Source organism: Streptomyces sp. NBC_00075, from assembly GCF_045041225.1.
Lineage (GTDB): Bacteria > Actinomycetota > Actinomycetes > Streptomycetales > Streptomycetaceae > Streptomyces > Streptomyces adonidis.
Genome location: NZ_CP108243.1, coordinates 7,414,241 through 7,436,109, shown reverse-complemented (window position 1 = coordinate 7,436,109; position 21,869 = coordinate 7,414,241). Strand labels below are relative to the sequence as shown.

25 protein-coding genes are annotated in these 21,869 nt (G+C 69.6%); 1 reads left to right on the top strand and 24 read right to left on the bottom strand.

Annotation, left to right across the window (positions count from 1 at the left end; genetic code table 11):
- Positions 1-3: 3 nt before the first annotated feature.
- The 9 genes from OG787_RS32555 to OG787_RS32515 all read right to left on the bottom strand — a co-directional run bounded on the left by OG787_RS32555 (position 4) and on the right by OG787_RS32515 (position 7,560).
- Positions 4-189: a hypothetical protein gene (locus OG787_RS32555; protein ID WP_405537551.1), complete on the bottom strand. Its 186-nt coding sequence runs from the start codon at positions 187-189 to the stop codon at positions 4-6.
- A 31-nt stretch (positions 190-220) separates the two neighbouring features.
- The gene (locus tag OG787_RS32550) at positions 221-1,114 is read right to left on the bottom strand and encodes a type II secretion system F family protein (protein WP_405537548.1); all 894 of its coding nucleotides are present in this window, start codon (positions 1,112-1,114) and stop codon (positions 221-223) included.
- The gene (locus OG787_RS32545; RefSeq protein WP_405537547.1) at positions 1,115-2,014 is read right to left on the bottom strand and encodes a type II secretion system F family protein; all 900 of its coding nucleotides are present in this window, start codon (positions 2,012-2,014) and stop codon (positions 1,115-1,117) included. It lies immediately after the preceding gene.
- Positions 2,011-3,462: a CpaF family protein gene (locus tag OG787_RS32540; RefSeq protein ID WP_405537545.1), complete on the bottom strand. Its 1,452-nt coding sequence runs from the start codon at positions 3,460-3,462 to the stop codon at positions 2,011-2,013. The genes OG787_RS32545 and OG787_RS32540 overlap by 4 nt, the downstream gene beginning before the upstream one ends.
- The gene (locus tag OG787_RS32535) at positions 3,459-4,256 is read right to left on the bottom strand and encodes a MinD/ParA family protein (RefSeq protein ID WP_405537544.1); all 798 of its coding nucleotides are present in this window, start codon (positions 4,254-4,256) and stop codon (positions 3,459-3,461) included. The genes OG787_RS32540 and OG787_RS32535 overlap by 4 nt, the downstream gene beginning before the upstream one ends.
- A gap of 38 nt (positions 4,257-4,294) precedes the next feature.
- Entirely contained in the window at positions 4,295-4,861 is a 567-nt protein-coding gene (locus tag OG787_RS32530) for an SAF domain-containing protein (protein WP_405537542.1), read from the bottom strand.
- A gap of 261 nt (positions 4,862-5,122) precedes the next feature.
- Positions 5,123-5,884 (bottom strand): hypothetical protein, encoded by a 762-nt coding sequence (locus tag OG787_RS32525; RefSeq protein ID WP_405537540.1) that lies wholly within the window; start codon positions 5,882-5,884, stop codon positions 5,123-5,125.
- 266 nt (positions 5,885-6,150) lie between these two features.
- The gene (locus tag OG787_RS32520; protein ID WP_405537539.1) at positions 6,151-6,564 is read right to left on the bottom strand and encodes a hypothetical protein; all 414 of its coding nucleotides are present in this window, start codon (positions 6,562-6,564) and stop codon (positions 6,151-6,153) included.
- A 576-nt stretch (positions 6,565-7,140) separates the two neighbouring features.
- A complete protein-coding gene (locus OG787_RS32515; protein ID WP_405537538.1) occupies positions 7,141-7,560 on the bottom strand; it encodes a hypothetical protein in 420 nt (139 codons plus the stop codon).
- A gap of 182 nt (positions 7,561-7,742) precedes the next feature.
- On the opposite strand from OG787_RS32515, the gene murC reads away from it, so the two are divergent.
- The gene (gene murC / locus OG787_RS32510) at positions 7,743-9,197 is read left to right on the top strand and encodes a UDP-N-acetylmuramate--L-alanine ligase (protein ID WP_405537537.1); all 1,455 of its coding nucleotides are present in this window, start codon (positions 7,743-7,745) and stop codon (positions 9,195-9,197) included.
- On the opposite strand, the gene murF is transcribed toward murC, so the two are convergent.
- From murF to OG787_RS32435, 15 genes are all read right to left on the bottom strand, one after another.
- Positions 9,194-10,591, bottom strand: a complete 1,398-nt coding sequence (murF, locus tag OG787_RS32505; protein WP_405537535.1) for a UDP-N-acetylmuramoyl-tripeptide--D-alanyl-D-alanine ligase — start codon at positions 10,589-10,591, stop codon at positions 9,194-9,196. The two genes, murC and murF, sit on opposite strands and share 4 nt — an antisense overlap.
- A gap of 15 nt (positions 10,592-10,606) precedes the next feature.
- Complete coding sequence (locus tag OG787_RS32500) at positions 10,607-11,266, bottom strand: peptidase (protein ID WP_405537533.1); 660 nt, start codon at positions 11,264-11,266, stop codon at positions 10,607-10,609.
- 31 nt (positions 11,267-11,297) lie between these two features.
- A complete protein-coding gene (locus OG787_RS32495; protein WP_405540658.1) occupies positions 11,298-12,296 on the bottom strand; it encodes a pyridoxal-phosphate dependent enzyme in 999 nt (332 codons plus the stop codon).
- 22 nt (positions 12,297-12,318) lie between these two features.
- Entirely contained in the window at positions 12,319-13,293 is a 975-nt protein-coding gene (locus OG787_RS32490; RefSeq protein WP_405537532.1) for a hypothetical protein, read from the bottom strand.
- Positions 13,294-13,362: 69 nt separating this feature from the next.
- A complete protein-coding gene (locus OG787_RS32485) occupies positions 13,363-13,467 on the bottom strand; it encodes a hypothetical protein (RefSeq protein WP_405540656.1) in 105 nt (34 codons plus the stop codon).
- Between the two features lie 42 nt (positions 13,468-13,509).
- Complete coding sequence (locus OG787_RS32480) at positions 13,510-14,184, bottom strand: LexA family protein (RefSeq protein ID WP_405537531.1); 675 nt, start codon at positions 14,182-14,184, stop codon at positions 13,510-13,512.
- A gap of 544 nt (positions 14,185-14,728) precedes the next feature.
- The gene (locus tag OG787_RS32475) at positions 14,729-15,496 is read right to left on the bottom strand and encodes a zinc-dependent metalloprotease (protein WP_405537529.1); all 768 of its coding nucleotides are present in this window, start codon (positions 15,494-15,496) and stop codon (positions 14,729-14,731) included.
- A gap of 211 nt (positions 15,497-15,707) precedes the next feature.
- Complete coding sequence (locus OG787_RS32470; RefSeq protein WP_405537528.1) at positions 15,708-16,988, bottom strand: acyl-CoA dehydrogenase family protein; 1,281 nt, start codon at positions 16,986-16,988, stop codon at positions 15,708-15,710.
- A 77-nt stretch (positions 16,989-17,065) separates the two neighbouring features.
- Positions 17,066-17,671: a GAF domain-containing protein gene (locus OG787_RS32465; RefSeq protein ID WP_405537527.1), complete on the bottom strand. Its 606-nt coding sequence runs from the start codon at positions 17,669-17,671 to the stop codon at positions 17,066-17,068.
- Entirely contained in the window at positions 17,671-18,267 is a 597-nt protein-coding gene (locus OG787_RS32460) for a GTP-binding protein (protein ID WP_405537526.1), read from the bottom strand. Before OG787_RS32460 ends, OG787_RS32465 begins: the two co-directional genes overlap by 1 nt.
- Before the next feature lie 5 nt (positions 18,268-18,272).
- On the bottom strand, positions 18,273-18,680 hold the full coding sequence (locus OG787_RS32455) for a DUF742 domain-containing protein (protein ID WP_405537525.1): 408 nt from the start codon (positions 18,678-18,680) through the stop codon (positions 18,273-18,275).
- Positions 18,677-19,171 carry a roadblock/LC7 domain-containing protein gene (locus tag OG787_RS32450; RefSeq protein WP_405537524.1) on the bottom strand — a complete coding sequence of 165 codons (495 nt, stop codon included), beginning with the start codon at positions 19,169-19,171 and terminating at the stop codon, positions 18,677-18,679. Before OG787_RS32450 ends, OG787_RS32455 begins: the two co-directional genes overlap by 4 nt.
- Positions 19,172-19,213: 42 nt before the next feature.
- Positions 19,214-20,710, bottom strand: coding sequence for an ATP-binding protein (locus tag OG787_RS32445; RefSeq protein WP_405537522.1), 1,497 nt, complete (start codon positions 20,708-20,710; stop codon positions 19,214-19,216).
- A 45-nt stretch (positions 20,711-20,755) separates the two neighbouring features.
- Positions 20,756-21,088: an ATP-binding protein gene (locus OG787_RS32440; RefSeq protein ID WP_405537521.1), complete on the bottom strand. Its 333-nt coding sequence runs from the start codon at positions 21,086-21,088 to the stop codon at positions 20,756-20,758.
- A 140-nt stretch (positions 21,089-21,228) separates the two neighbouring features.
- A complete protein-coding gene (locus OG787_RS32435) occupies positions 21,229-21,738 on the bottom strand; it encodes an ATP-binding protein (RefSeq protein WP_405537520.1) in 510 nt (169 codons plus the stop codon).
- Positions 21,739-21,869 lie beyond the last annotated feature (131 nt).

Here is a 21,869-nt window from a genome sequence, read left to right as displayed (position 1 = left end):
GGCCTACTTGAACACCACGTTCTTCGCCGCGGCGGTGATCTCCGGGCCGAAGATGCCGACGATGGTGAGGGCGAGAGCGGAGAGGCCCGCGATCCAGATGACGTGCTCCGTGGTGACCCCGCGGTCGTCGTCGGCAAGGCGATGGATCAGGGATCGGGTGCGGGCTGCGAGCGAATGTGGCAGGGACATCAGTGCTTCCCTTCAGGCGGTCGGTGGCTGGTCACAGTGAGTTCGTGATCTGAGTCAGGGCGGGATAGAAGACGAAGAGGATGAAGCCGAAGGCCATGAGGATGCCGGGCAGGGCCATCCGCTCGGTGGCGGCGTTGGCTTTGCCTTCGGCCTCGGCACCGTTGCGTTGGCGCATGGCTGCGGCCTTGGCTGCCAGTGAGGCGCGTACCTTGGCGCCCTCGGTGCCCGCCAGGGACAGCGCGGCGGCGAGTTCGGTCAGTTCGCCGATCTGGAGCTCCTCGCCGAGTTGCCCGAGCGCCACCCAGGGGGAAGTGCGGGTGAGGCGGGCGGTGTTCAGGGCGCGGCGCAGTTGCCGAAAGGACCAGTCGTGTCCGATGCCGGCAGCGTCGGTGAGGGCCCCGTCGACTCCGGCGCCTCCCGCGAGCAGGATGTGGATGAGGTTCAGGTAGGCGCCCAGGGCGTGGCGGAAGGCTTCCCGGCGCCGTTCGGCCTCGGCGCGTACCGTCGCGTCCGGCAGGAGGAAGCCGCCGGCCGCCAGGGCAAGTGAGCCAGCCAGCGGGATGGGCCAGGGCAGCGGGCGACCGCCCAGAGTCAGCAACACGCCGACCGCGGCGGGCAGGAGCAGCCCGGTCAGGGCGAGTGCGGCCTTCTCCGCCAGATGTGTTTCGGGGGAGCGTTCGGCGATGGTGAGGTCCTGGCTGACCGTGTGGCCGGGCAGGCCTGCGGCGCGCAGCAGGCTGGCGAACGGGCTGCCAAGCCGTGCGGCCCAGCCACCGCTGTCGGGGGTGAGGATCGGCGGAGGCGCGGGCGTGGTGTTCAGCCGGGTGAGCAGCGCGGCCAGGGGCGGTCGGGGCGGGACGAGCCACACCATCAGCGACCACAGGCCCAGACCGAGGCCGGCGGCCAGCAGCACAAGGACGGTCATTCAGATCACCTCCTGCTGCGCGGTCGCACCAGCATCGGATGCCGGGCTGGTGGGTTCGAGCCCGGCGAAGAACCGTTCCGGCTCCTCGATGCGGGCCATGCGGCGCAGCCAGACGAAGGCAATGGTGAACAGGCCGCCGATCAGGAGCAGGATCAATTGCCCGGCCACGGAGTCGTAGGGGGTGAGGAATCGGGGGTTGAACAGGATGAGGGCGCCCGCGAAGGCCAGGGTCGTGATCACGACTACGCGCTGGGTGGTGCGGGTACGCGTGCGGCTGGCCTCAACCCGGTGACGCATCTCGACGTGCGCGCGGGCGGTGGCCGCGAGTTCGCCGAGCAGTGAGGCGAGTTGCCTCGCCTGGTGCTCGGAGGCCAGTGTCAGGGCGGCGATCACGAGGTCGGCGGTCGGGTCCGCCAGGTCGTCCGCCAGGTGCCGCAGAGCGGTGGGCAGACTCTCGCCGCGCTCCAGCCGGGCGGCCAGGTCCGCGATCTGGGAGCGGATGGCCTTTGGTGCGGCGAGGGCGGTGGCCAGAATGGTCTGTTCCAGTCCGGCTGCGGCGGCGAGGGTGTCGCGCAGCATCTCCGTCCATCCGGCGATGCCTTCGATCCGGGCGGTCCGATCACGTTCGGCCGGGCTGGAACCGAGGATCCGCGGCAGACTCCAAGCGCCCATCGCCGCCAGCAGTGCGCCGACCACCCAGCCGGTGACGACCCCGACCAGCAGCCCCGCTCCGGCGGCGGCTGCCAGCCAACGGCCGGCGTGGCGGGGTGGTTCGCGCCGCCGCCGTGGGCGAGCCGGACCGGCGGCCAACGCGGGTGCCCGCCACGCACGGATCAGGAGCACGAGGCCGCCACCGACGCCGAGTCCCAGCAGGCCCATCCCGGGCACGTAACCGTTCATGGCGACCGCCGCTGCCACTCGGGCCGACCGGTCGTCTCAGGGTTGAAGCCGACGGCGACCAGGTCCTCCAGGGTCTCGGTGCGCAGTGGTGCGCCCGGGACGGCCCGCAGGTCGGGGCCGGGGCGGAAGACTTCGTTGGAGACGATCTGCTTGTCGTCGGCGTCGACGATCTCCCGGATGGAGGACACCACGCGCCGTCCGTCGTGGCCGCGGGGTTTGTCCAGGTGGACGACGAAGTCGAGCGCGTTGGCCACCAGGAGGTTGGTGGCCTCCAGCGGCATCCGCTCCGGGCCCTGGACGGCGTAGGCGGCCAGCTTGGTGAACGCTCCCCTGCTGGTGGAGGAGTGCAGGGTGCCCATGGAGCCGTCGTTGCCCTGGGACATCGCGTTGCACATCGGGATGACCTCGGGCCCGCGGACCTCGCCGACGATCACCCGGTCCGGGGACATCCGCAGCGCCCAGCGCACCAACTCGGCCTGGCTCACCGCGCCCTGACCCTCGATGTTCGCTTCGCGCGCCTGCATCGCCACCACGTCCGGGTGGGCCTGGGCATCGAGGTCGAGGCCGAGTTCGAAGACGTCTTCGATGGTGACCAGCCGCTCCCAGGACGGGATTTCGGAGGCCAGGGCGCGCAGCATCGTGGTCTTGCCGATCGCGGTCCCGCCGGTGATCAGGATGTTCTTGCGCGCGCGGACCATCGCGGCCAGCAAGGACTCCAGGCCCCGGTCCACGGTGCCACCCGCGCGTAGCTGGGCCAGGGTGGCGTGCTGGAAGCGGTGCCGGCGGATCGACAGCGACGGCCGGGCGGTGACCGCCATCACGGCGAACGCCCGCTCCCCTCCGGGCAGTTGGAAGTTCACGCCGGGGCTGCCCCGGTCGAAGCGGCGTTCCTCCAGCCCGCTGCGGGCCGCCAGGTCCCGGATGAGCTGCACCAACTCCCTGTCCGACCCGACGACCGGCGGCAGGCGATCGCGACGGCCATCGGCGTACCGGACGAAGACGCGGTCACCGGTGACGTTGATGTTCTCGATCTGCGGGTCGTTGAGCAGCGGCTCCAGGCCGGCCAGCCCGAACACCTCGTTCAGGACGGTGGTGATGACCATCTGCTCGACGTCCGGCGCCACCACCTCCCCTCCGCCGGACAGCATCCTCTGGGTGTACTCCTCGGCGGCATCCGTGAGGATCTTCCCCGCCAGGGTCAGGCGGTCGGCATCGCTCATCGTGGGCCGGCCGGCCGCGTCGTCGTCGCGGATCTGCTGCGACATCCGCACCGAGAGCCGCTGCCGCAAGTGGATGCGCAGCCGCTCGGCAGGCGGCCCGACCTGCACCCGGCGCGCCCCAAGGCCGCTCACCATGGCCGGGCGGGTGTGGGGCTGCCCAGGTCCGTCCGGCGGCGGGGTCCCTCCCCCGTACGGCAAGGCCACGTACGTCTTCTCCGGTTCGGTCATCGCCGCGCCTCACCCCATGCCTGCCCCGGATCGCCGGCCTGGCGTTTCAACGCGTCGACGGACTGCCCCCGGGGGTCGAGGCCGACAGCCTGCGCCCGCTGAACCCAGGCGGGAGGGGTGAAGGCGCGGGACACGGTCAACGCGGCGAGTCGGGCCATGGCCTGACCCAGTGGCGAACGGGCCGGTGCCGCGCGCCGCCCGGGCTGTCCGCCCAGTGCGGCGGCGCCTTTCGAGTCCTGAGGGATACGGGCCATCACCTCGACGTCCAGCTCCCGCGCGACCTCGTCGCTCGGATAGCCCTCGCCGACCAGCACGAAACAAGGGCGCTGTGACCAGCGTGCCGCGGTGTGCCACTGCGTGGCCACATGGGCCAGGGCGTCGTCACGGGCACGGGCCAGCAGTAGCGTGACGTCGGCCTCGCGCACCACTTCCAGCGCCGGAGAGTCCGGAGCGAGGCGCCCGCAGTCGGCGATCACCACCGTGCCGGCGCGGTCAGCGGCCTGCCGCAGCACCCGCGTTCCGCTCTGGACGAGCTGGGCGAGCGACGCACCCGCCTGGATCGCACCGGTCGGGCCCACGATCACCGGCAGTCCGCCCGGCAGCCGCTGGGTGTGCTGCCAGATCAGCCCCGTCTCCGTGCTGTGCCGGGCGGCCGCCGCCAGGCTCATCAGCCCCGGAGCCGTCTCCAGCCGGAAACGGGCCACCAGATCACCGCCCGCCGGATCGCACTCGACAACCACCGGCTGCCCGGCGGACGGCCACCCCGCTGCCAATCCCAGAGCACTCGTCGTCACGCCCGGGGAGCCCTTCAGACTGCACAACGCCACCAGCATCACGGGGCGCCTCCAGGCACCACGACCACGCTGATCTGGCCCGCCGGTGCCGCGGCCAGGCGGCGGGCATCCTCCTGGGCCATCTGCAGCGAGATCACCGTCGTCTGATCCGCGCTGTCACCGCGCACGTCGGTCACCGAAGCACCCCACACCGACGTCGGCGGCGAGGCCGAGCCGGCAGTGCTATCACCAGAGGGAGCCACCACCACCGCCACGCGATTGCCGGGCTGTACACCCGGCGGGAACTGCCCCGCCTTCAACCCCACGGCGGCCACCGCCCGCCCGGCCGGTGGGACACGGGCCTCCCCCAGCACGTTCTCAGTCAGCGGGGTTCCCGCCGGCAGGCTGTAGGCGACAGGCCGTCCCTCCACCCTGGCCCGCGACCGCGCCGGGACGAACGCCACCCCGCTGTCGGCCGACAGGCTCTCCTCCCGCAAGTCCTGCTCGGACAGCGCCTGCCCGACCGCGACCGCGCGGGCCAGCACCAGCACCGGTTCCTGATGGCCGGCTCTCACCGCCACCACGACACCGCCTGCCGTGCACCCCAGGACCAGCAGTACTCCCACCAAGAGGTACGGAAGCCGACGCGGCCTCGGCACACCAGCCATCCGCGCCGGAGTCTTCCCACTACCGCGACCTGCCCAACCCGCGGGAGACGTGCTCCCCGGACTGGACGAATCCGAATACGTAGACGTACGGGTACTCACCAACTGCCACCTTCCGGCACAGGACTTCACCTCACCGCGCCGCCGACGCGGTGAACAAGATCACGAATAGGGGTTGTCGCTCCCCGCCGTCAGCCGACAGGGCGGAGGCTCAATTCGGCGTCAGCCGCCGTTGTTCAGGGCCTGGCTCTCCGCGACGCGGAAGTCCGCGTCCGACGTGGTCGTCATACCGGGAAAGACGCCGCTCTGACCGGCACCAGCCCAGGTCACCGTCCAGTGCACAGTCGCCGAGACCGCGAAGGCGCTGTCCGGCCGACCCGCGGAAGTGGTGCGGTAGGTGTAACCGCAGTCCGGGGACGGGCTCTTCGGACTCGCGCTCGCCCCGTACGGCGTCCCAGGTCCGGTGCATGTCACCGAGTGGCCGTCGCCCATCGTCCAGTCCACGGACGTCGGCCGCGCCACGGCCGTCACCGACACCCCGGGCACCGACGCCGTCGCCGACACCGCTCCCCAGCCGCCGCGCTCCAGCCACAACCAGGTCGGCAGGTTCACCAACTGCTCATCCGCCGGACTCGCCTGGATCCGCGGAGACGGCAACCGCAACTGCTCGCGTGCCACCTGCGCCAACTGTGCCGGCGTCGGCAGTGGATCCCCGCCGCCCTCCTGAGGGGCATCCGGAATCCAGACCGGCGGCCGGTACACCGCATCGCGTACCCCGCCCGCCTCGCACCGGTACACGTACCACGCCCCCGACTCCCCCGGCTTCGGGTCAGCCACCGGCACCACTGCGGACGGCGTGGCCGGGGAGTACGCCGCGGACACCGCCACCACCGCCCCACCACCGCCCGACCCGACCTCGTACGCGGCCAGGGCCACCCCGGGCGGAGGCTCGTAGTCACTACGCTGGTACGAACAATCGGCCAAGTTCAAATCCGGGTTCGAGAACTCCGGCTCCTCCTGGCCACCGGATCCGCTGTTCCCTCCGACACTGGATGTACCTCCCGAGCCGGAGGAACCTTCGCGGGCCTGTGGAGGCGCGCCGTCCGGGCCGCCCGATCCCGCACCGAGCTCACATCCGGGATGCGGGTTCTGGTCACACTGCACCGAACCCCACCCACTGTCGCCGAACGCGGGCGCCACAGCGGCCATCACGACGATCAGGGACAGGCCCGCGGCGAAAGCTGCTCGCCTCAACACGAGCCCACCGCCTCGACCGCAAAGCGCGTGACCTTCCAGGCGCCGTTGACGTTCTTCACCTCGGCCGTGATCGCCTGTCGCCCACCGGGCTTGCCGTCCGCGAGCTTGCCGTTGTCCTTCCGGTACTTCAGCCAGCGCGTCGAATCACCACAGTCGGAGATCATGACCGTCGTCGGGTTCGCTGCGGGCGCCGACGAACTCACCTTCGGATCGTTCTTCGGTACACCCTTCGTCACCAAGCCATTGAGGTGATCTGCGTACATCCCGCGCGAGATCGCCGACAGCGCGGTACCTGTCGCGTACTGCGCCAACTTGGGCGAGTTCCAGTCCGACGTCGTCCCGGCCTGCGCCATGTCCCGCCACATCCCCAAGTACGCCGTCTTCGCCTGCGAGCGCGCGATCTCCACGGAGGAGGCTGAAGGCGAGGACCCGGACGCCGACTCGTTCGCCGAGCCAGCGGGCGTCCTGTTCCCTCCCTGCGATTTCGGACCAGTCGACCCCGTCGCACTACAGCCAGCGATCAGCAACGTCAGGACCGCCGTGCCCAACCTCCGGGCGATCAGCCCGGCAACCGTACGTACTCCTAAGACATCCACAGTCACATCACCCCGCGAACGATGCAGATCCCGTCATCCGGCACATGAACAGCTTCCACATCTATCGCTTTGCCCCGTTCCCACTGCAAGGTGCGAACGCCGCTCCACGCGCTCCAACTTGAAAGCGGGAACGGATCACTGGCGAATTCTTTACCTTATCGGGAAGCACGCATTGCGATTTGATCGACAGAGGGGGGGCAACTTCAGCCTCACCGGCACGCAGCGCCACGTTGCTGCAGGAACTTCAGACGACCGCTCACCATCCTCCCTTTGCGCCACTTTGCCAGGTTGATGCGCTATTTCCGGTTCAGGATTAACACGGAGCTTCGGGATCGCTCCCAGGTGCTCCGGGCCCATCGCGGTCGCGAGTCAAGGGTTTCCCAGGCGTCACACCTCTTGCTGGCGGAATTGAGCAGGCTGTGGAACCGACGATTGTGAGAGGGCCTTGCGGAGCAGCGCGTGGGCGTAGTGCTCGACAGGCATGTTCGCGGCTGCGGCGTTCGCGGTCAGGGTGCGATGTTCCTGTGGGTCCAAGAGGACGAGCAGACTACGAGCTGGGCCGATGCCGAGGCTCTGTGGTGTGTACGGCTGCCCCAGATGTTCTGCCAGGAGCTCGGCGAGGAGTTCGGGAACGGGCTGACGGGGTTTCTCTCCGTGGCGTATCCAGCGGCTGACCCGGGAGCGGTCGATGGCGACGCTGTGGTGCCCTCGTTCCAGGGCGAGGGTGTTGATGCGGCGGGCTGTCTCGCTGTTGTTCCAGCCGACTTGGGCGAGGGCCAGTGCGAGCGCGTAGTTGGGTGTCCTCATCGCGTACCGTCCGCCCGGGCGGGACGGGTGGGAGACGTGTGACCGTGTTGCGAATGGGTTCGCAACACCGCAGGTCGTAGACGGTGTGCGGGGCCAGACGGGACGGTGGCGGTGCGTCTTCCAACACGGGAGCGCACGTTGTCAGTTGAGGCGGCTGGGGCCGCCTTGGAGGAGGCTGTTTCATGGCAGAAACCGCAGTTCCCACGATCGCGCCGAACGTGTCGACCGGTGGTCCGGTCGATCTGGAGCGCCCGCACTTCGTCGGGCTCGGCGGCATGGGCATGCTGCCGGTGGCGCGGGTGTGCGCCGAACGGGGATCCACTGTGTCCGGCAGCGACGCCCGGACGTCGGAGGGACTGAAGGAACTGGCCCGCTGCGGCGTGACCGTGCACACCGGTCACGCGGCCGAGCAGGTGCCGGCGGATGCGACCGTGGTCGTGTTCACGCACGCCGTCGGTGCGGACAATCCGGAGATCCTGGAGGCGCGTCGGCGCGGTATCCCGGTGGTGCACCGTTCGGCGGTCCTGAACGCGCTGATGGCGGCCGACCGTACGCCGGTCGCTGTACTGGGTACGCACGGTAAGACGAGTACGGCGGGGATGCTGGCGTTCCTGCTCTCCCGCATGGCTCAGGAGCCGTCGTACGTGGTCGGTGGTGACCTTGATGTGCCGGGCAGCGGCGGGCGCGCCGGCAAGGGAGGCTTCTTCGTCGCCGAGGTCGACGAGTCGGACCGCTCCCACATCGGCGTAGGTATGAACGTGGCGGTGATCACGAACATCGGGCACGACCACCCCGAGAGCTACGCGTCGCAGGCCGACCACGTCGATGCGTACGAGCAGTGTGTCCGGATCGGCCTGCACGAGAACGGCACGCTGGTGCTCAGCGCCGACGATCCCGGGTGCCGTGAACTGGCCTCCCGGCTGGCCATGCGGGGGGATGGGCCGAGGACGGTGACGTTCGGCTTCTCGTCGTCCGCGGACTGGCGCCTGACCGGGGCGGCCACCGCGGGCGGGCGCACCACGGCGGTGCTGCGTGGTCCGGGGAGTGTGGAGTTCGATCTGGTGCTGCGTGTGCCCGGCGTCCACCAGCTCCTGAACGCCGCCGCGGCCGTCGCCACCCTGCACACCCTGAACCAGGAGTGCGACCTGGCGGTGGATCAGCTGGGTTACTTCGACGGCGTGCAGCGGCGGATGACCCTGTCCGGTGAGGCGGCCGGGGTGCTGGTCTTCGACTCCTACGCCCACCACCCCGACGAGGTGAGCGTGGATCTCGCTGCCGCGCGTTCCCTGGTCGAGGCGGGCGGCCGGGTGGTCGGGGTGTTCCAGCCGTCGGGCCAGACCCGGCTGGACGCGTTCGGCGGCGCCTTCGCGAAGGCACTGGCCGGCTGCGACCAGGTGGTGCTGACGGACAGCCTCCAAGGCGTCGCTGTAGGGTCGCTGGAGGCGCTGGCCGCCCGCGTCAACGACGCGGGCGGCAACGCCTGGCATGTGGTGCCGAATCGGGCTCAGGCCATGGTGTCCGCGGCCGATGAGGCCCGGTCGGGCGACGTGGTCGTCCTGATGGGGACCGGTGACATCGTCGAGTCGGGGCCGCTGCTGAGGGCCGCGCTCGGCGAGCTGGACCCCGCAGTGGCCTAAGCGCCCGTGGGGCGGGGATTGGGTTGCAGCAGCGCGTCGGCGAGCTGTTGCAACTGAACCCCGCGACTGGCCTTGACCAAGACGACGTCGCCGGACCGCAGGATGTTGTGGAGCAGGTCCAGGGCGGCGTCCTGGTCGGGCAGGTGGACGGCCTTCCCACCGATACTGCGTACGCCGCTCTGCATCCATCCGGCTTCTTCCTCTCCCACCAAGAGGATCTGGTCCAGGTCCAGTTCGGCGGCGTAGCGGCCGATCTCCTCGTGTGCGGTGCGGGCGTCGTCGCCGAGTTCGTTCATCCGGCCGAGGACGGCGATGGAGCGTTGGTCGCGTCCGCCGGTCATGGAGGCCAGGGCGTCCAGGGAGTGACGCATCGAGTGAGGGTTGGCGTTGTAGGCGTCGTTGACGATCGTGACGCCGTCGGCCCTGATGGTCGTCTCCATCCGCCACCGGGAACGCGGGAGAGCCTCGGACAGGCGCGCGGCGCTCTCCTCCACGCTGAGTCCGGCAGCGCGGGCGACGGCGGCGGCGGCCAGGCTGTTGGGAACCTGCACGTCGCCGACGAACTGAAGCTGGACACGGGCGCTGCCCTCGGGAGTCGTGAGGGTGTAGGAGGCCCGGCCCTGTCCGTCGATGGTGACGTCGACGGCACGGACGGTGGCCTGCTCGGTCAGGCCGTACGTGACGACCCGGGCTTGGGTGCGCTGGTGCATGTCCCGTACGAATGGGTCGTCGGCGTTGAGGACGGCGAGCCCGTCCGGCTGGAGTGCTTCGACGATCTCGCCCTTGGCCTGGGCGATGTTCTCCCGGCTGCCGAATTCGCCGACGTGCGCCGTACCGACGTTGGTGATGACGCTGATGTCCGGCGGGGCGATCCAGGTGAGTTCCCTGATGTCGCCGATGTGACGGGCTCCCATCTCCAGGACGAGGTAGTCGGTGGTGTTGTCGCCCATGGTGATGGTCAGCGGCAAACCGATCTCGTTGTTGAAGGACTGAGGGGTGGAGACCACGGTGCCGGGCAGTACCTGGGCGATGAAGTCCTTTGTGCTGGTCTTGCCGGCCGAGCCGGTGATGGCCACCACCTTGGCGGTCCCGAGTCCGTCGTGGAGAAGGAAACGGCCGAGGCGTCCGAACGCGGTCAGGACGTCGTCGACGACGATCGCGGGGAGGCCGACGGGCCGGGTGACGAGGGCCGCGACGGCACCCTTGTTGATGGCGGCCTCGGCGTAGGCGTGGCCGTCGGTGTGCTGGCCCGTCAGGGCGAGGAACAGTGATCCGGGGACGGCGTCGCGGGAGTCGAACAGAGCGGGCTGCGTGACCAGGGCCTCGGGGTCGAAGACGTCGGCGAGCCGGCCGCCGACGACGTTGGCGATATGGGTCAAGGACATCGGGTACAACGTGGTTCTCCCTGCTCAGGTGGTGGGTTGGGACGCTACCGGGCCGGACACGGAGGTCCGGGCAGGCGGGTGCCGTACGGTGCGGCGGACATCGAGCGAGATGCCGCGGCCTGCGAAGAAGTCCCCGAAGCGGTCCATGGGCATGACCGGGGCCAGGGCCTGGGGGGTGTGTCCGCTCGGGTTCCGGAAGGCGATCTGGCCCTCCGTGCGGCCGATGGCCAGGACGAGGTGTCCTTCGCGCTGCTCGGGGTCGTGTTCGGGTCGGCGGATCTCCTTGGAGACGGAGGCCATCACCATGTGCCCGTCGTCCAGGAGCGCGGCGAGGCCGTCGAGGTCCAGCTCGGGGTGCACGGCGGCCGGGATGCGGTACGTGTGCTCCACGTACTCGGCGAACGGCCGGTAGATCAGGCCCTTGATTCCGTCGGTCTCCCGGACGTAGGCGCCGAAGTGGCGGGCCCCGGCGAGGAGTTCGAACAGATCGGGGGCGTGGCCGTCGCGGTGCAGGAGCACCATGTGCAGGCAGGCCATGCCGCACAGGTGCCGGCACCATCGGCCGTAGATGGTCTGGGACGGTGCGCCGGTGGTCTGCCAGGCGGGATCGCGGGCCGGGTCGTGCCCGTCGTACGCGATGGGGCCGATCAGGTCGGCGCTGGCGTACTGGGTGATGGGCCGCACCGGATCGTGGACGAGGCCGGGGACGGGCGTTTCAGTGCAGCACGGCGGCGGCATGGAGTGGGGTCTCCCATCGGGTCATGGCAGTGTCTACCTGGGTTTTGTAGGTGTTCCAGTCAACGTTGCCGCCGGAAACGACGACGCCGACGGGGCCGTCGGGAAGACGGCCGAGGGCGTGCAGCAGTCCGGCGAAGGCAACGGCCCCGGAGGGCTCCGCGACGAGCCGGAAGAGGCGCCACAGGTGCGCCATGGCCTCGGATATTGCCCCCTCGGGGACGGTGACGACACCGGCGAGGAGGCGCTGGTTGATGTGGAAGGGGATGCGGGCGGGCTCGGTGTGGCCGAGCCCGTCGGCGATGGTGCGCGGCGGAGCGATGGAGATCCGGCGGCCCGCTTGCAGGGAGCGGTGCGTGTCGTCTGCGGTGGCCGGTTCGGCTCCGAAGACGCGAGGGCCCGGGTTGTGGGCGCTCGCCGCGAGCGCGGTGCCGGCCGCGAGTCCGCCGCCGCCCACCGGCACAACGAGCGCGGTCAGGTCCGGGTGTTCCTGGAGCATCTCCCAGCCGACCGTGCCGGCCCCGGCGATGACCTGCTCGTCGTTCGCGGACGGCACGATCGTCAGACCGCCGCGGTCGGCGATCTCGTGGACCAGCGCGTCCCGGCGGCCGGCGAGCCGCCCGTAGGGGACGATGCGCGCGCCGAGGTCCTCGATCGCCTGCCGTTTCACGCTGGGCAGGTTCTCGGGGACGACGACGGTGACCGGCACCTCAAGCCGGTGAGCGGCCAGGGCCAGAGCGGCCGCGTGGTTGCCGGACGAGGCGCCCACCACGCCCCGGCTGCGGGTCTCTGCGTCCATGAGCGCCAGTGCGTTGTACGCGCCGCGCAGTTTGAAACTGCCGGTGAGCTGCTGGTTTTCCGCCTTGACCCAAACGGTGCGGCCCAATTGCTCGTTGAGGGCGGCCGACGTGAGCATGGGCGTGCGTACGGCGATGCCGCGCAGGTTGTCCACGGCACCCAGGATCAGGCGGATCGACATCGTCACGACGGTCTCCCGGTCCTCATGGACGCGTACGGCGGTCGATGTCCGCCCCGCGCAGGATGTGGGTCAGCAGCAGCTCGTAGGAGATACCGCCGACGGTCGCCATACGGGCCAGATTGCCGCCCCTCGACAGGCCGGGCAGCGTGTTGACCTCCAGCCACCAGGCGCTTGCGTCGTCGCCGACGACGAAGTCGTGCCGCGAGTACGAGTGGCAGCCCAGACTGCGGTGAGCGGTCACCGCCTGGTGCTCCAGGTCGGCGAGCGTGACGGGGCTGATCCGGGCCGGGCAGTGGTAGTCGCAGGCGGCCGTGCCGCGCTTCGCGCCGTAGGAGTAGACGCCGTTCGGAGTCCGGGCCTCCAGCGGAGGCAGGACGTGTACGGCACCGAGCGGGTCCTCCAGGACTCCGACGCTCACCGAGCGCCCCCGGTGGAATGCCTCGGCCATCATCTCCCCGTCGGCGACGTCCGGGTGCGCAAGGGCGTGGCTGAGGCTCTCCACGGTGGTGGCGACCTGTACCCCGATCGAGCCGCCCTCGCTGACGGGCTTGATCATCACGGGGAGGTCCAGCAACTGGCTGACCCGAACGGCCTCGTCGTCGGCGGGGGCCGTCGGGTCGATCCGGGTGCCGCGGGGAACACAGACACCGGCGGCCGACACCAGTGTCTTCGCGTGGAGCTTGTTCATGCCGACCGCGGAGGCCAGCACTCCCGATCCGGTGTAGGGGACGAAGAGCGTTTCGAGCAGGCCTTGGAGCCGGCCGTCCTCCGCGCCCCGGCCCGCGATGGCAAGGAATGCCGTCGCGGTGCTGTCAAGGCCTTCGAGCAGGCTGTCGCAGGAGAGGTCGACGACGCGCGCCTTGATCCCTATATCGGTCAGCGCGTCGGTGACGGTCCTGCCGGACAGCAGGGCACGGTCTCGTTCGCGGGACCAGCCTCCAGTGATCACCGTGACTGGCCTCCCGATCTCGACCGCGTCGAGGGGGGCGATACGCATATGGGTCTCCGTCTGGATACGTGGGTGTCTTGCCGTGGCGGTGAGCGGAATCTGCGGCAGCGGGGACGGTCAGGACGCCCGCTTCGGACATCTACGCGGTTTCACGCCAGCGTCCAGAAGGGTGCAGCGGACGGTTCCGTACGAGCGGTTCGTGTGGCCGGAGATGTCGCGGATCTCAGATCCGCGAGGCGCAGATCAGGGAAGAGAGAGGGGAGGTTAGGCATGAAGTGCCCCCCGCTCGACGTGGCCAGCCGAGACCTCGGGGCTGACGCTCTCCCCCGGGGTGGGCAAGAGCAGGTCCGGTAAGGCCTGACGGCCGGGGGCGGTGTCGGGTGGTTGTACGACCGACGGGGATGTCATCAGAGGGTGCGTGAGGGCTACCACCTGGCCGAGGAGGGTGGCGTGGTCGATCCTGGGCGGGGCATCGGGGCCGGGAGGGTCGCTTTTCACCGTCACCAGCGCGCCGTTGAGCAGAGCGGCGCCGACGGCGGCGCCGACCATGACCTGGAGGACGAATACGGTTCCGGGCTCCTCAGCACCGTTGCCGAGGAAGCTGCACGTGGAACTCTGAGGGGCGGCTGCCGGGGCCGTTGGCTCGGAGCCGGTCACAAGCTTGTAAGTCCGGGGGCGGTGAGGATCGCGCGTAAGGAGCCCCAGCTCTTCCAGTTTGCTGAGCTGGTGCGCGACGGAGGAGGTACTTTTCAGTCCCACTACGCGGCCGATCTCCCGTAGGGAGGGGGCGTACCCGTTCCGCTCCATGGAGTCCCGGATGGCAGCGATGATCTGCGACTGTCGCATCGTCAACCGCGGATCTGTCTGCTCTGGGCTTGTGTCCGGCACCGCGCGGCGGATCGTGTCCCGCGCCAGGCCGATGGACTGTTCGGCTTTCAAAGATCTTCCTTCAGAGGTGTCGGTCTGGCCCTTCGCTCCCCGGGTCACCGTCCTGCCCGGGGAACGAAGGGTGCTTGGGGGTGAGTCCTGTCGCCGGGCGGGGAACCCCAATTCCCCGCTCGGCGGCAAGGGCCCACGCACGGCGAAGCGGTTCTCACGGGGGTGTCGCCGTGCGCGGGTGTCTTCAGACGGCTGTCGGGTTCGGCACGGGGCGATTCCCGTGCCGCAGCCGCGTGCAGATGTCGGTTGATCCACCAGGCCGCGGCGTAGGGGATCAGTGCGGTGAGCAGATGGGGCCTGGCTGGTTTCCCGGAATCGGCCCCTTCGATCCCCGGCCACCGTCAAGGCTCGGGGAACGAAGGGTGTCTGTGGTGTGTTCCTCCCCGTCGCCGGACGGGCGTTGGGGCAGCGAGCCCGGCAACGGGGAGGGGGGAACCGCGCGCGGCAGTGGACTTCAACGGGGCTGCCATGCACGGGAGTTTTCAGGCGACCGGAACTCTTGTGCCGTCCGGCACGGGCGGAACGGCCACGGACCACCGGCAGGTCATGCGGATCTCAGGGATGCGAATCGGGCCGTCCAGGCAGCTGGGTCGTCCTTCTCTTCAGTAGTGGGGACCAGGTCCGGGCTCGCCCAGACCTGGTTGAAGGTGTCGAGACCGTGTTCGGCGATGATGTCGCCGACGCTGCTCGCCGCTCGGTCGAGGAACTCGCGCGTTCCTGAGCCCCGGAGGGAATCCTGGAGGGCTCGGAAGCGCGAGCTGGCGTGCGGGCTGAGACCATCCGTAGGTACCGAGGCGCCGAGGATCTTGGTGGTGACCTGGTGGTCCGCCCAGTAGGCGTGGCCCTCCAGCAGGAACTGGTAGTCGCGGTCCGCCGTACCGCGTAGGTGCGGAAACAGGGTGTCCTGTGCCGCCCACACCTTTCCCCCCGTCGCCGCGTGCTGCGCCAGGTGAGTGGCCTCGTGCGCGACGGTCTTGTAGAGGAAGGGCTCGTTGTCGAGGACTCCACCCTCCCGGAGTGACTGTGGCAGGACGATCATCTCCGGCTCACCCGGTGTAAGCGCCGCGCACAGGGCTCCGATCAAAGGCCATGTCCGTCGACGTTCCTTGTTTCCGGCTTTGAGGGCGGCGGAAATCCCGGCCAGGTCCCGCCGGCGGATGGAGAGCTCGGCGCTTTCGGCCATCAGGAGCTGCCGCCTCATGCGGGCGTGGGCCGTGCACCAGGCGCGGGGACGCATCAGCCGGATGACCACCGGGTCGGGCAGTGGCAGTCCGGTGACGCTTTCGACCAGCGGTAACGTCTCGTCGGCCATGGCCTTCAATCGGTCCGCGAGCGGATCGAATCGGCGGCCGGCTTCGTTTCGTACGACAGCAGGGGGCATCGTGCTGCTTTCCATGGAAATGTTCAAGTCGGCTTCTATCGGGGCTCCCTGTTGCCGTGCCGGGGAGGTGTGGCTCGGCAACAGGGAGCGGAACCCGCGCACGGCGATGCGGATTTCACGGGGATGCCGTGCGCGGGTGTCTTCAGACGGCTGTCGGGTCGGGCTCGACGTGCCGTAGCTGGTCGGCGAATCGCACGGACCAGACGATGCGTTCGGGTTCGTCCTCGGGCGCGGGTCTGGTTCTCTTCTCCCGCAGGGCGGATTCGGCCAGGCGCAGGCGCTGGACCTCGCCGGTGCCGGCGGGGGCGTAGACGGTCTGCATGTCACGCCACACCCGTGACACCTCGCCGGAGCTGGCGAGGCCGTTCGCGCCGTGCAGCTCCATCGCGTCCTTGCCGGACTCGGCGGCCGCTTCGTGGCCTATGCCCTTGGAGGCGATGAGCTGGTCGTCGCAGGGAAGACCGTGATCGAGCATGTCGACGGCGTGGTAGGTGAGTATGCGGGCCATGTGCAGGCGGGCCGCCATCGCGCCGACCCGGTCTCGTACGACGCCGATGTCGGAGAGCATGCCCCGGTAGCGGGGCCGGTTGTCGACGTACTGGGTGGTGAGGTCCACGGCCGCTTCGTGGAGACCGAGCGAGACGGCCGCCAGGTTGGGCCGTCCGTACAGGATGCTGCTGGACTGGGCGACGGCGAAGCCCCCTCCGACGTCGCCGAGGATGTTTTCCGGGGGGATGCGGACGCGGTCGAAGCCGATCCGGCCGAAGCTGAAGCCGTGCAGGCCGAACGCGGCGGCGTACCGGTCGGTGGTGACTCCACGGCGGTCGTTGGCGACGAGGAAGGCGGTCAGGGCCTGCGAGGTGCGGGTGCCCGGCGGGGCGGTGCGGGCGACGACGACGTGGATGTCGGCGATGTGGGAGTTGCCGATGTGGGCCTTCGTGCCGGTGAGGACCCATGCTGTGCCGTCCCACTCGGCTGCCGTGGTCATGCCGCCGATGTGGCCGCCCTGGTCCGGCTCGGTGACCGCGATCGACAGCAGCACCCTGCCGTCCGCGACGCCCGGCAGGAGGTCGGTGCGCTGTCGGTCGGTGCCGAAGTGGAGCAGTGCGGCGATGGGGATCAGGCCGGCCTGGAGGATCGCGGCGGCTGCGCCCGAGACGCGGGCGAGGCGGTGGATGAGGATCGTCTTGGCGACCTGGCCGGCCTGCATACCGCCGGAGGCCCTGGGCACGGTGACGCCGAACCAGCCGCGGGCGGCAAGCAGCCGGGCGATCTTGCGGTCGACGCGGCCGGGGGCGGCTTCCATACGGGTCACCCGGGGGCGGATCTCCTGTTCGGCGAAGGTATCGACGTCGTCCCACAGGGCCTGGTGGCGGGCGGTGAGAAATCTGTCGAGTACGCGGGGCGTGCTGGGCACGGGCATGGGCGTCCCTCTCCCTGATGGGCTCACATGACGGCTGCGGCCGGTTCCGCGTGGGGGGTTCGCGGGCAGTTGAGACGTCAGGGGGCAGGCGTTTTGATCTGGAGCACATCGGCGGCCGTGTGCGCGGTGTCCTTGACGATGGCCAGGAGCCGTCTCGCGTCGTTAAGGGTGCGCGGTTCGGGGTCGATGATGCAGACCGTGGTCAGGACGAGGCCGGTGTGGGCGTCGATGATGGGGCTGCCGAAGTAGCTCTGGATGCCGATGGCGTCGACGACGGGGTTGCTGGCGAACCGCGGGGAGGCGGCCACGTTCGGCAGGGGCAGGGACAGCTTGCGCCGGACGACCTCGGGGCACCATCCGTGGCTGCGGCTCATGGTGCGGCCCACGATGGGATAGCCGGCGTCGCGGGGCGGGTTGCGCAGACCGAGGAATGTCTGCTCGTGGCCGAACGCGTTCACCATGGCGTAGAGGAAGTCGGCACGCTCGCCCATGTCGTTGGCGATCTCGTCGAGTACCTCCACGCCCTCCATACGGATGCCCAGCTCCTCGAACCGGGTCAGGCGGGTGGCCATCTGGGCGGCCTCGACTTCCGGATCGTCGGTGAAGGTCTCGATCCGGTGATGCACGGGACTGTGCGCCGGGACGTGCAGGGCAGGGCTGTGTGCGCTGGGGATGGAGGTCATCACGCTTCCAGGAGTGCTGAGTTATCGGAGGCCAGGGTCACGACGTGCCGAATCAGGGCGAGCAGGACTCCGGCCACGGAATCGGGATTGCGTGCGTCGCAGAACATCGCGGGAAAGGCGGCGGGTACGTCGAAGGCGTCGCGGATCTCGGCGAGCGTGCGCGGGACCGATCCCGGGAAGCGGTTGACAGCGATGACGAAGGGCAGGCCGAGCTGTTCGAAGAAGTCGGCCGCCGGAAAGCTGCTCTCCAGCCTGCGGGTGTCAGCCAGGACCACGGCACCGAAGGCGCCCTGGGACAGGTCGTGCCACAGCTTCCAGAACCGGGGTTGTCCCGGCGTGCCGAACAGGTACAGCTCCAGCGGTTCGGGATCGTCCCAGCCGACACGGCCGAAGTCGAAGGCGACCGTCGTAGTCGTCTTGGCCTCGACGCCGTCCAGGCTGTCGGTCCCGGCGCTGTGCGCGGTGAGAACTTCTTCGGTGCGCAGCGGCTTGATGTCACTGATGGCGCCGATCGCGGTGGTCTTGCCGACGCCGAATCCTCCGGCGACGACCAGTTTCAGGGCCGTCCGCCCGGCGGGCCGCTCAACGTGCGTCATGGGGGTCACCCGGCCTTCGCTACCGCGTCGGGATACTTGATCTTGAGGTGGGCGCTGAGAGATTCCAGGAGCTGAATCTCGGAGCGGTCGCCCGGCGCCTCCGGGACGGGCACCTTCAGGGCGCCCGCGTCGATCAGGTCGGAGACAAGAACCTTCACCGCGGTGACGTGCAGACCGGTGGTGCCCGCCAACTCCGCGAGCGGGCAGGGCCGTTGGCGGCACAACGCGACGATCTGTGCGCTTTCCGCCGAGAGCCCGGGGCCGGGCCGACGGCGGCCGGGGCCGAGCACGGTCTGAAGATTCAGGTGGTGACGGGGGCGGGTGCGGCCGTCGGTCACCGTGTAGAGCCGGACGATGCTCCCCGTGTCGTCCCCGGCCCTACTTAAGGGCTCCTGACGTGGCCGGGAGGTCATGCGGCACCCTCACCACCGGGAACGCGTTCACGGACGAGCGTGGTCATGAAGGGCGCGAACCGGGACACCAGCCGCCCGATCTCGAACGCGACGGCGCCGATGTTCGCGTCCGTGGCGACCAGCACGACCAGCACGGTGGCGACGGTCTTCCCGCTCTGGTTGAACGCGCTGCCGACACCGGCGTTGGTGACGAGGAACAGGACGTCGTCCCGCTCCACCAGGACCTGACGTGCCGGCAGGTCCTTCCCCGTGGGCCCGGTGACTCCCTTGGCCAGCCCCGCCATGCCCGAGAACGTCGCGGCCAGTTCGTCGGCCCAGTCGGGGTCCATCTGGGAGGAGAACACCTGCTTCAAACCGTCGCGTGAGCCCATCAAGGCGTGGCTGACACCGGTCGTGCCCGCCACGAAGTCGTCGAGCAGGCGCGTCATCTGCCCCTTGACCGCATCAGGGGAAAGCGCGGCGGCCACTGCAGCGTTCGTGTCGTGGGTCATGGTGGATTCGCTCCATGCGAAGTAGCGGAAAGGTACGGGGGGTCAGGGCTGGCCGATCGAGGGCGTGCCGGAAGCGGGCTCGGTTCCGAGCCCGGCACGCAGGCCAGCCCGCCAGTCGCCCACGGCCCGGGGATTCGCGGCCTGGGCCGGCACCTCCCCCTCCGCGGCGGTGGCGGCAACGGGCCGGTGCACACGCCTGCGCTTCGGCAGCGGGGCTGTCGCGCCTGTGCCCGGGTTCGAGGGAGGATTGCTGGGCGCCCGGCGGACGAGCTGCTGTACGGCGCCCGCGCCCGCGTGCGCGGGCTGCGAAGCGGCAACGGGCTCTGGCGCCGCAGGGATCGCTACGGTGGCGACAGCGCGCGTGACCGGGACGAGGTACTGGGCCGGGACCACGACGTGGGCAGTGGTCCCGCCCATCGGGTTCATCGTCAGCCACACCGTCAGGCCGTACTTCTCCGCGATCTTCGCGCTGGTGATCAGACCGAGGCGGCCTGCCCGGACCTGGCCCGCGACGTCGGCCTGCTCGGGGTGTTCCAGGAGACGATTGAGCATCTCCCGCTGCTCGGGCTCCATCAGCAGGGTCGCCTTGTCCTCGACCTCGATCAGCAGACCGTGCGCCACCTGCTGCGCGCGGACGACGACATGGGTCGCCGGATCGGAGTGCTCCAGACCGTTGTCGATCAGCTCGGCGAGCAGATGGGCCACGTCGGGATGCACATGAGCCGGCAGGGCGAAGGCGTCGCCGACTTCGCCGGCCGCGATCTGGACGCGCGGATACCTGACCACCTCGGACTTCGTGCCGCGCAGCACCGTGTCGACCTTGACGGGAGCGCGCGTCTCGCGCAGGTACTGACTGCCCAGGACGACGGACACGCTCTCCACCATGCGGCGCAGCCGCATGGCCAGGTGGTCGATCTTGAAGCTCCAGTCGAGGAGGTCCGGGTCGTCGGTCGCCTTCTGCAGGCCGCTCAGATGCTCCAACATCTCGCCGATCAGGCTGTGTTGGCGCCGGGACAGGGTCCGGTGCATCTCCACCAGCACCGCCGCCTGCGACTCGTCGTGCACCCGTAGCAGGGAGCCCGCACCCTGCATCTTCAGACTCCCGATCAGCTCGATGACCTTGTCGAGCATGTCGCCGCCCGCCGGCTGAGGGTCGTCCGGGAGCGGGGGCCGCGCACCCTGGCACAGCTGATCCGCCGTCCAGATCATGGTCTGCTCAGCGGCATGCACTGCTTCCGCAACCCGCTGGAACTCAGCATCCCGGTGGCCCTGGAGGGAGGCCGCCACAGCCTGGACCCGGATGACGCCGACGAGCACCGCGACGAGTACGCCGCCGCCGAGAGCGATCGCGAGCTGGGTGACGGTGAACCGGAACACCCACGCGGCGGAAACGGACACGGCCCACACGCCGACGAGGCACACCACAGGCGCGACCAGCACACCGCCGACCTCATCAAGGAGGTAGCGATCCACCCGGGGCCGACGGCCCCGTCTGCGCCGGTGCGTGACCTGGCGAGCAGCGGACACACGGTCAGACATGGGATTCCTCAACAGTCCGTTCCAGCAAGGGGGTAGGAAGAAGGGTCAAAAGACAGACGGCGCGTTGGCCGTTCCTGGGGTGGCGGGACGCATGCGCACCTCAACGGTCTTTCCGCCTCCTGGAGGCGGGACGCCCAGGCTGATCTCGCCGCCCAGAGCCCGTACAAGACCGAGCCCCGTCGCCTTCCGCTTGGCCACGGCTTCGTCGAATCCGGGAAAGTCCGGGCTCGGGTCCGATACCTGGATGAGGAGTTCCTCGTCCTCCGCGACGACCAGGACGAGCGTGACCCGGCCAGCGCCGACATGCGCCACAGTGTTGGCCACCAGCTCGGTAACCACCCGGGCAGCGACAGACTGGTCACCGGCCCAGGCGGACATCGCCAAGATCATGCGAGCGTGCAGGCGCGACAGCCGGCCAGCCCCGGGCGCCACAGGCCATGCCCTCGACCACTGCTGCGGGCGGAGCGGAGCAGCTTTCTGCTCGGAGGGCCGGGCTGGAAGCGATCCTTCGTACAACGTCATCGGAGCATCTCCTGCACCGGCGCGCGATCGTCGACCTCCGAGGCGAGCGGTACCTCGCACCAGGCAGTCGCGCCGTCCGGAGCGAAGCCCCAAGTACCGCCCAACTCCGTGACAAACACATCGACCAGGAGCAAACCCCGGCCGCTCTCGGCCCCCGAGTCAACTTGCTGCTGCGAGGGAACCAGCGAAGGGGCGTCCCGCACTTCGAGGCGGACACGACCCTCAGCATCCATCCGGCCGCGCAGCCCGACCTCGTCGACACGGCCGTGCACGATCGCGTTGGTACACAACTCGGAGACCACGACCACGAGGGCGTTGGTACGGTCCTCCGCCATCAGACACCGCCGGCTCAACCACGCCTTAGTGATGCGTCGCGCATGCTCGACACGCGACGGATCGGCACGTACAGCAACGTCAAAGCAAGGGGTTACAGACGTTGGCGCCTCTCTGGCTTGGAGCGGAGGCACCTCCAGCAAGCTGGCTGCTCCAATAGCTCTGGGCGACATGGGGAACTCCCTGGTTCACGGATGTGCTCGAAGGCGCACTCTCAGCGAGGGTTGGTGATCAGCGTTCCCCCGTGCCACGTTGCCTCGCCATGGCCTGCCACACAGCCTCTCCACCCCTTCCAGACAACACT

Bases quoted from the DNA above. Each gene is read 5' to 3' on its own strand.
- OG787_RS32475 (WP_405537529.1), bottom strand. From the start codon at position 15,496: ATGGCCGACGAGACGTTACCGCTGGTCGAAAGCGTCACCGGACTGCCA.
- OG787_RS32470 (WP_405537528.1), bottom strand. From the start codon at position 16,988: ATGCCCGTGCCCAGCACGCCCCGCGTACTCGACAGATTTCTCACCGCC.
- OG787_RS32490 (WP_405537532.1), bottom strand. From the start codon at position 13,293: ATGCGTATCGCCCCCCTCGACGCGGTCGAGATCGGGAGGCCAGTCACG.
- OG787_RS32435 (WP_405537520.1), bottom strand. From the start codon at position 21,738: ATGTCGCCCAGAGCTATTGGAGCAGCCAGCTTGCTGGAGGTGCCTCCG.
- OG787_RS32445 (WP_405537522.1), bottom strand. From the start codon at position 20,710: ATGTCTGACCGTGTGTCCGCTGCTCGCCAGGTCACGCACCGGCGCAGA.
- OG787_RS32465 (WP_405537527.1), bottom strand. From the start codon at position 17,671: ATGACCTCCATCCCCAGCGCACACAGCCCTGCCCTGCACGTCCCGGCG.
- OG787_RS32540 (WP_405537545.1), bottom strand. From the start codon at position 3,462: ATGACCGAACCGGAGAAGACGTACGTGGCCTTGCCGTACGGGGGAGGG.
- OG787_RS32495 (WP_405540658.1), bottom strand. From the start codon at position 12,296: ATGTCGATCCGCCTGATCCTGGGTGCCGTGGACAACCTGCGCGGCATC.
- OG787_RS32555 (WP_405537551.1), bottom strand. From the start codon at position 189: ATGTCCCTGCCACATTCGCTCGCAGCCCGCACCCGATCCCTGATCCAT.
- OG787_RS32515 (WP_405537538.1), bottom strand. From the start codon at position 7,560: ATGAGGACACCCAACTACGCGCTCGCACTGGCCCTCGCCCAAGTCGGC.
- OG787_RS32455 (WP_405537525.1), bottom strand. From the start codon at position 18,680: ATGACCTCCCGGCCACGTCAGGAGCCCTTAAGTAGGGCCGGGGACGAC.
- OG787_RS32460 (WP_405537526.1), bottom strand. From the start codon at position 18,267: ATGACGCACGTTGAGCGGCCCGCCGGGCGGACGGCCCTGAAACTGGTC.
- OG787_RS32550 (WP_405537548.1), bottom strand. From the start codon at position 1,114: ATGACCGTCCTTGTGCTGCTGGCCGCCGGCCTCGGTCTGGGCCTGTGG.
- OG787_RS32450 (WP_405537524.1), bottom strand. From the start codon at position 19,171: ATGACCCACGACACGAACGCTGCAGTGGCCGCCGCGCTTTCCCCTGAT.
- murC (WP_405537537.1), top strand. From the start codon at position 7,743: ATGGCAGAAACCGCAGTTCCCACGATCGCGCCGAACGTGTCGACCGGT.
- OG787_RS32440 (WP_405537521.1), bottom strand. From the start codon at position 21,088: ATGTCCGCCTGGGCCGGTGACCAGTCTGTCGCTGCCCGGGTGGTTACC.
- OG787_RS32545 (WP_405537547.1), bottom strand. From the start codon at position 2,014: ATGAACGGTTACGTGCCCGGGATGGGCCTGCTGGGACTCGGCGTCGGT.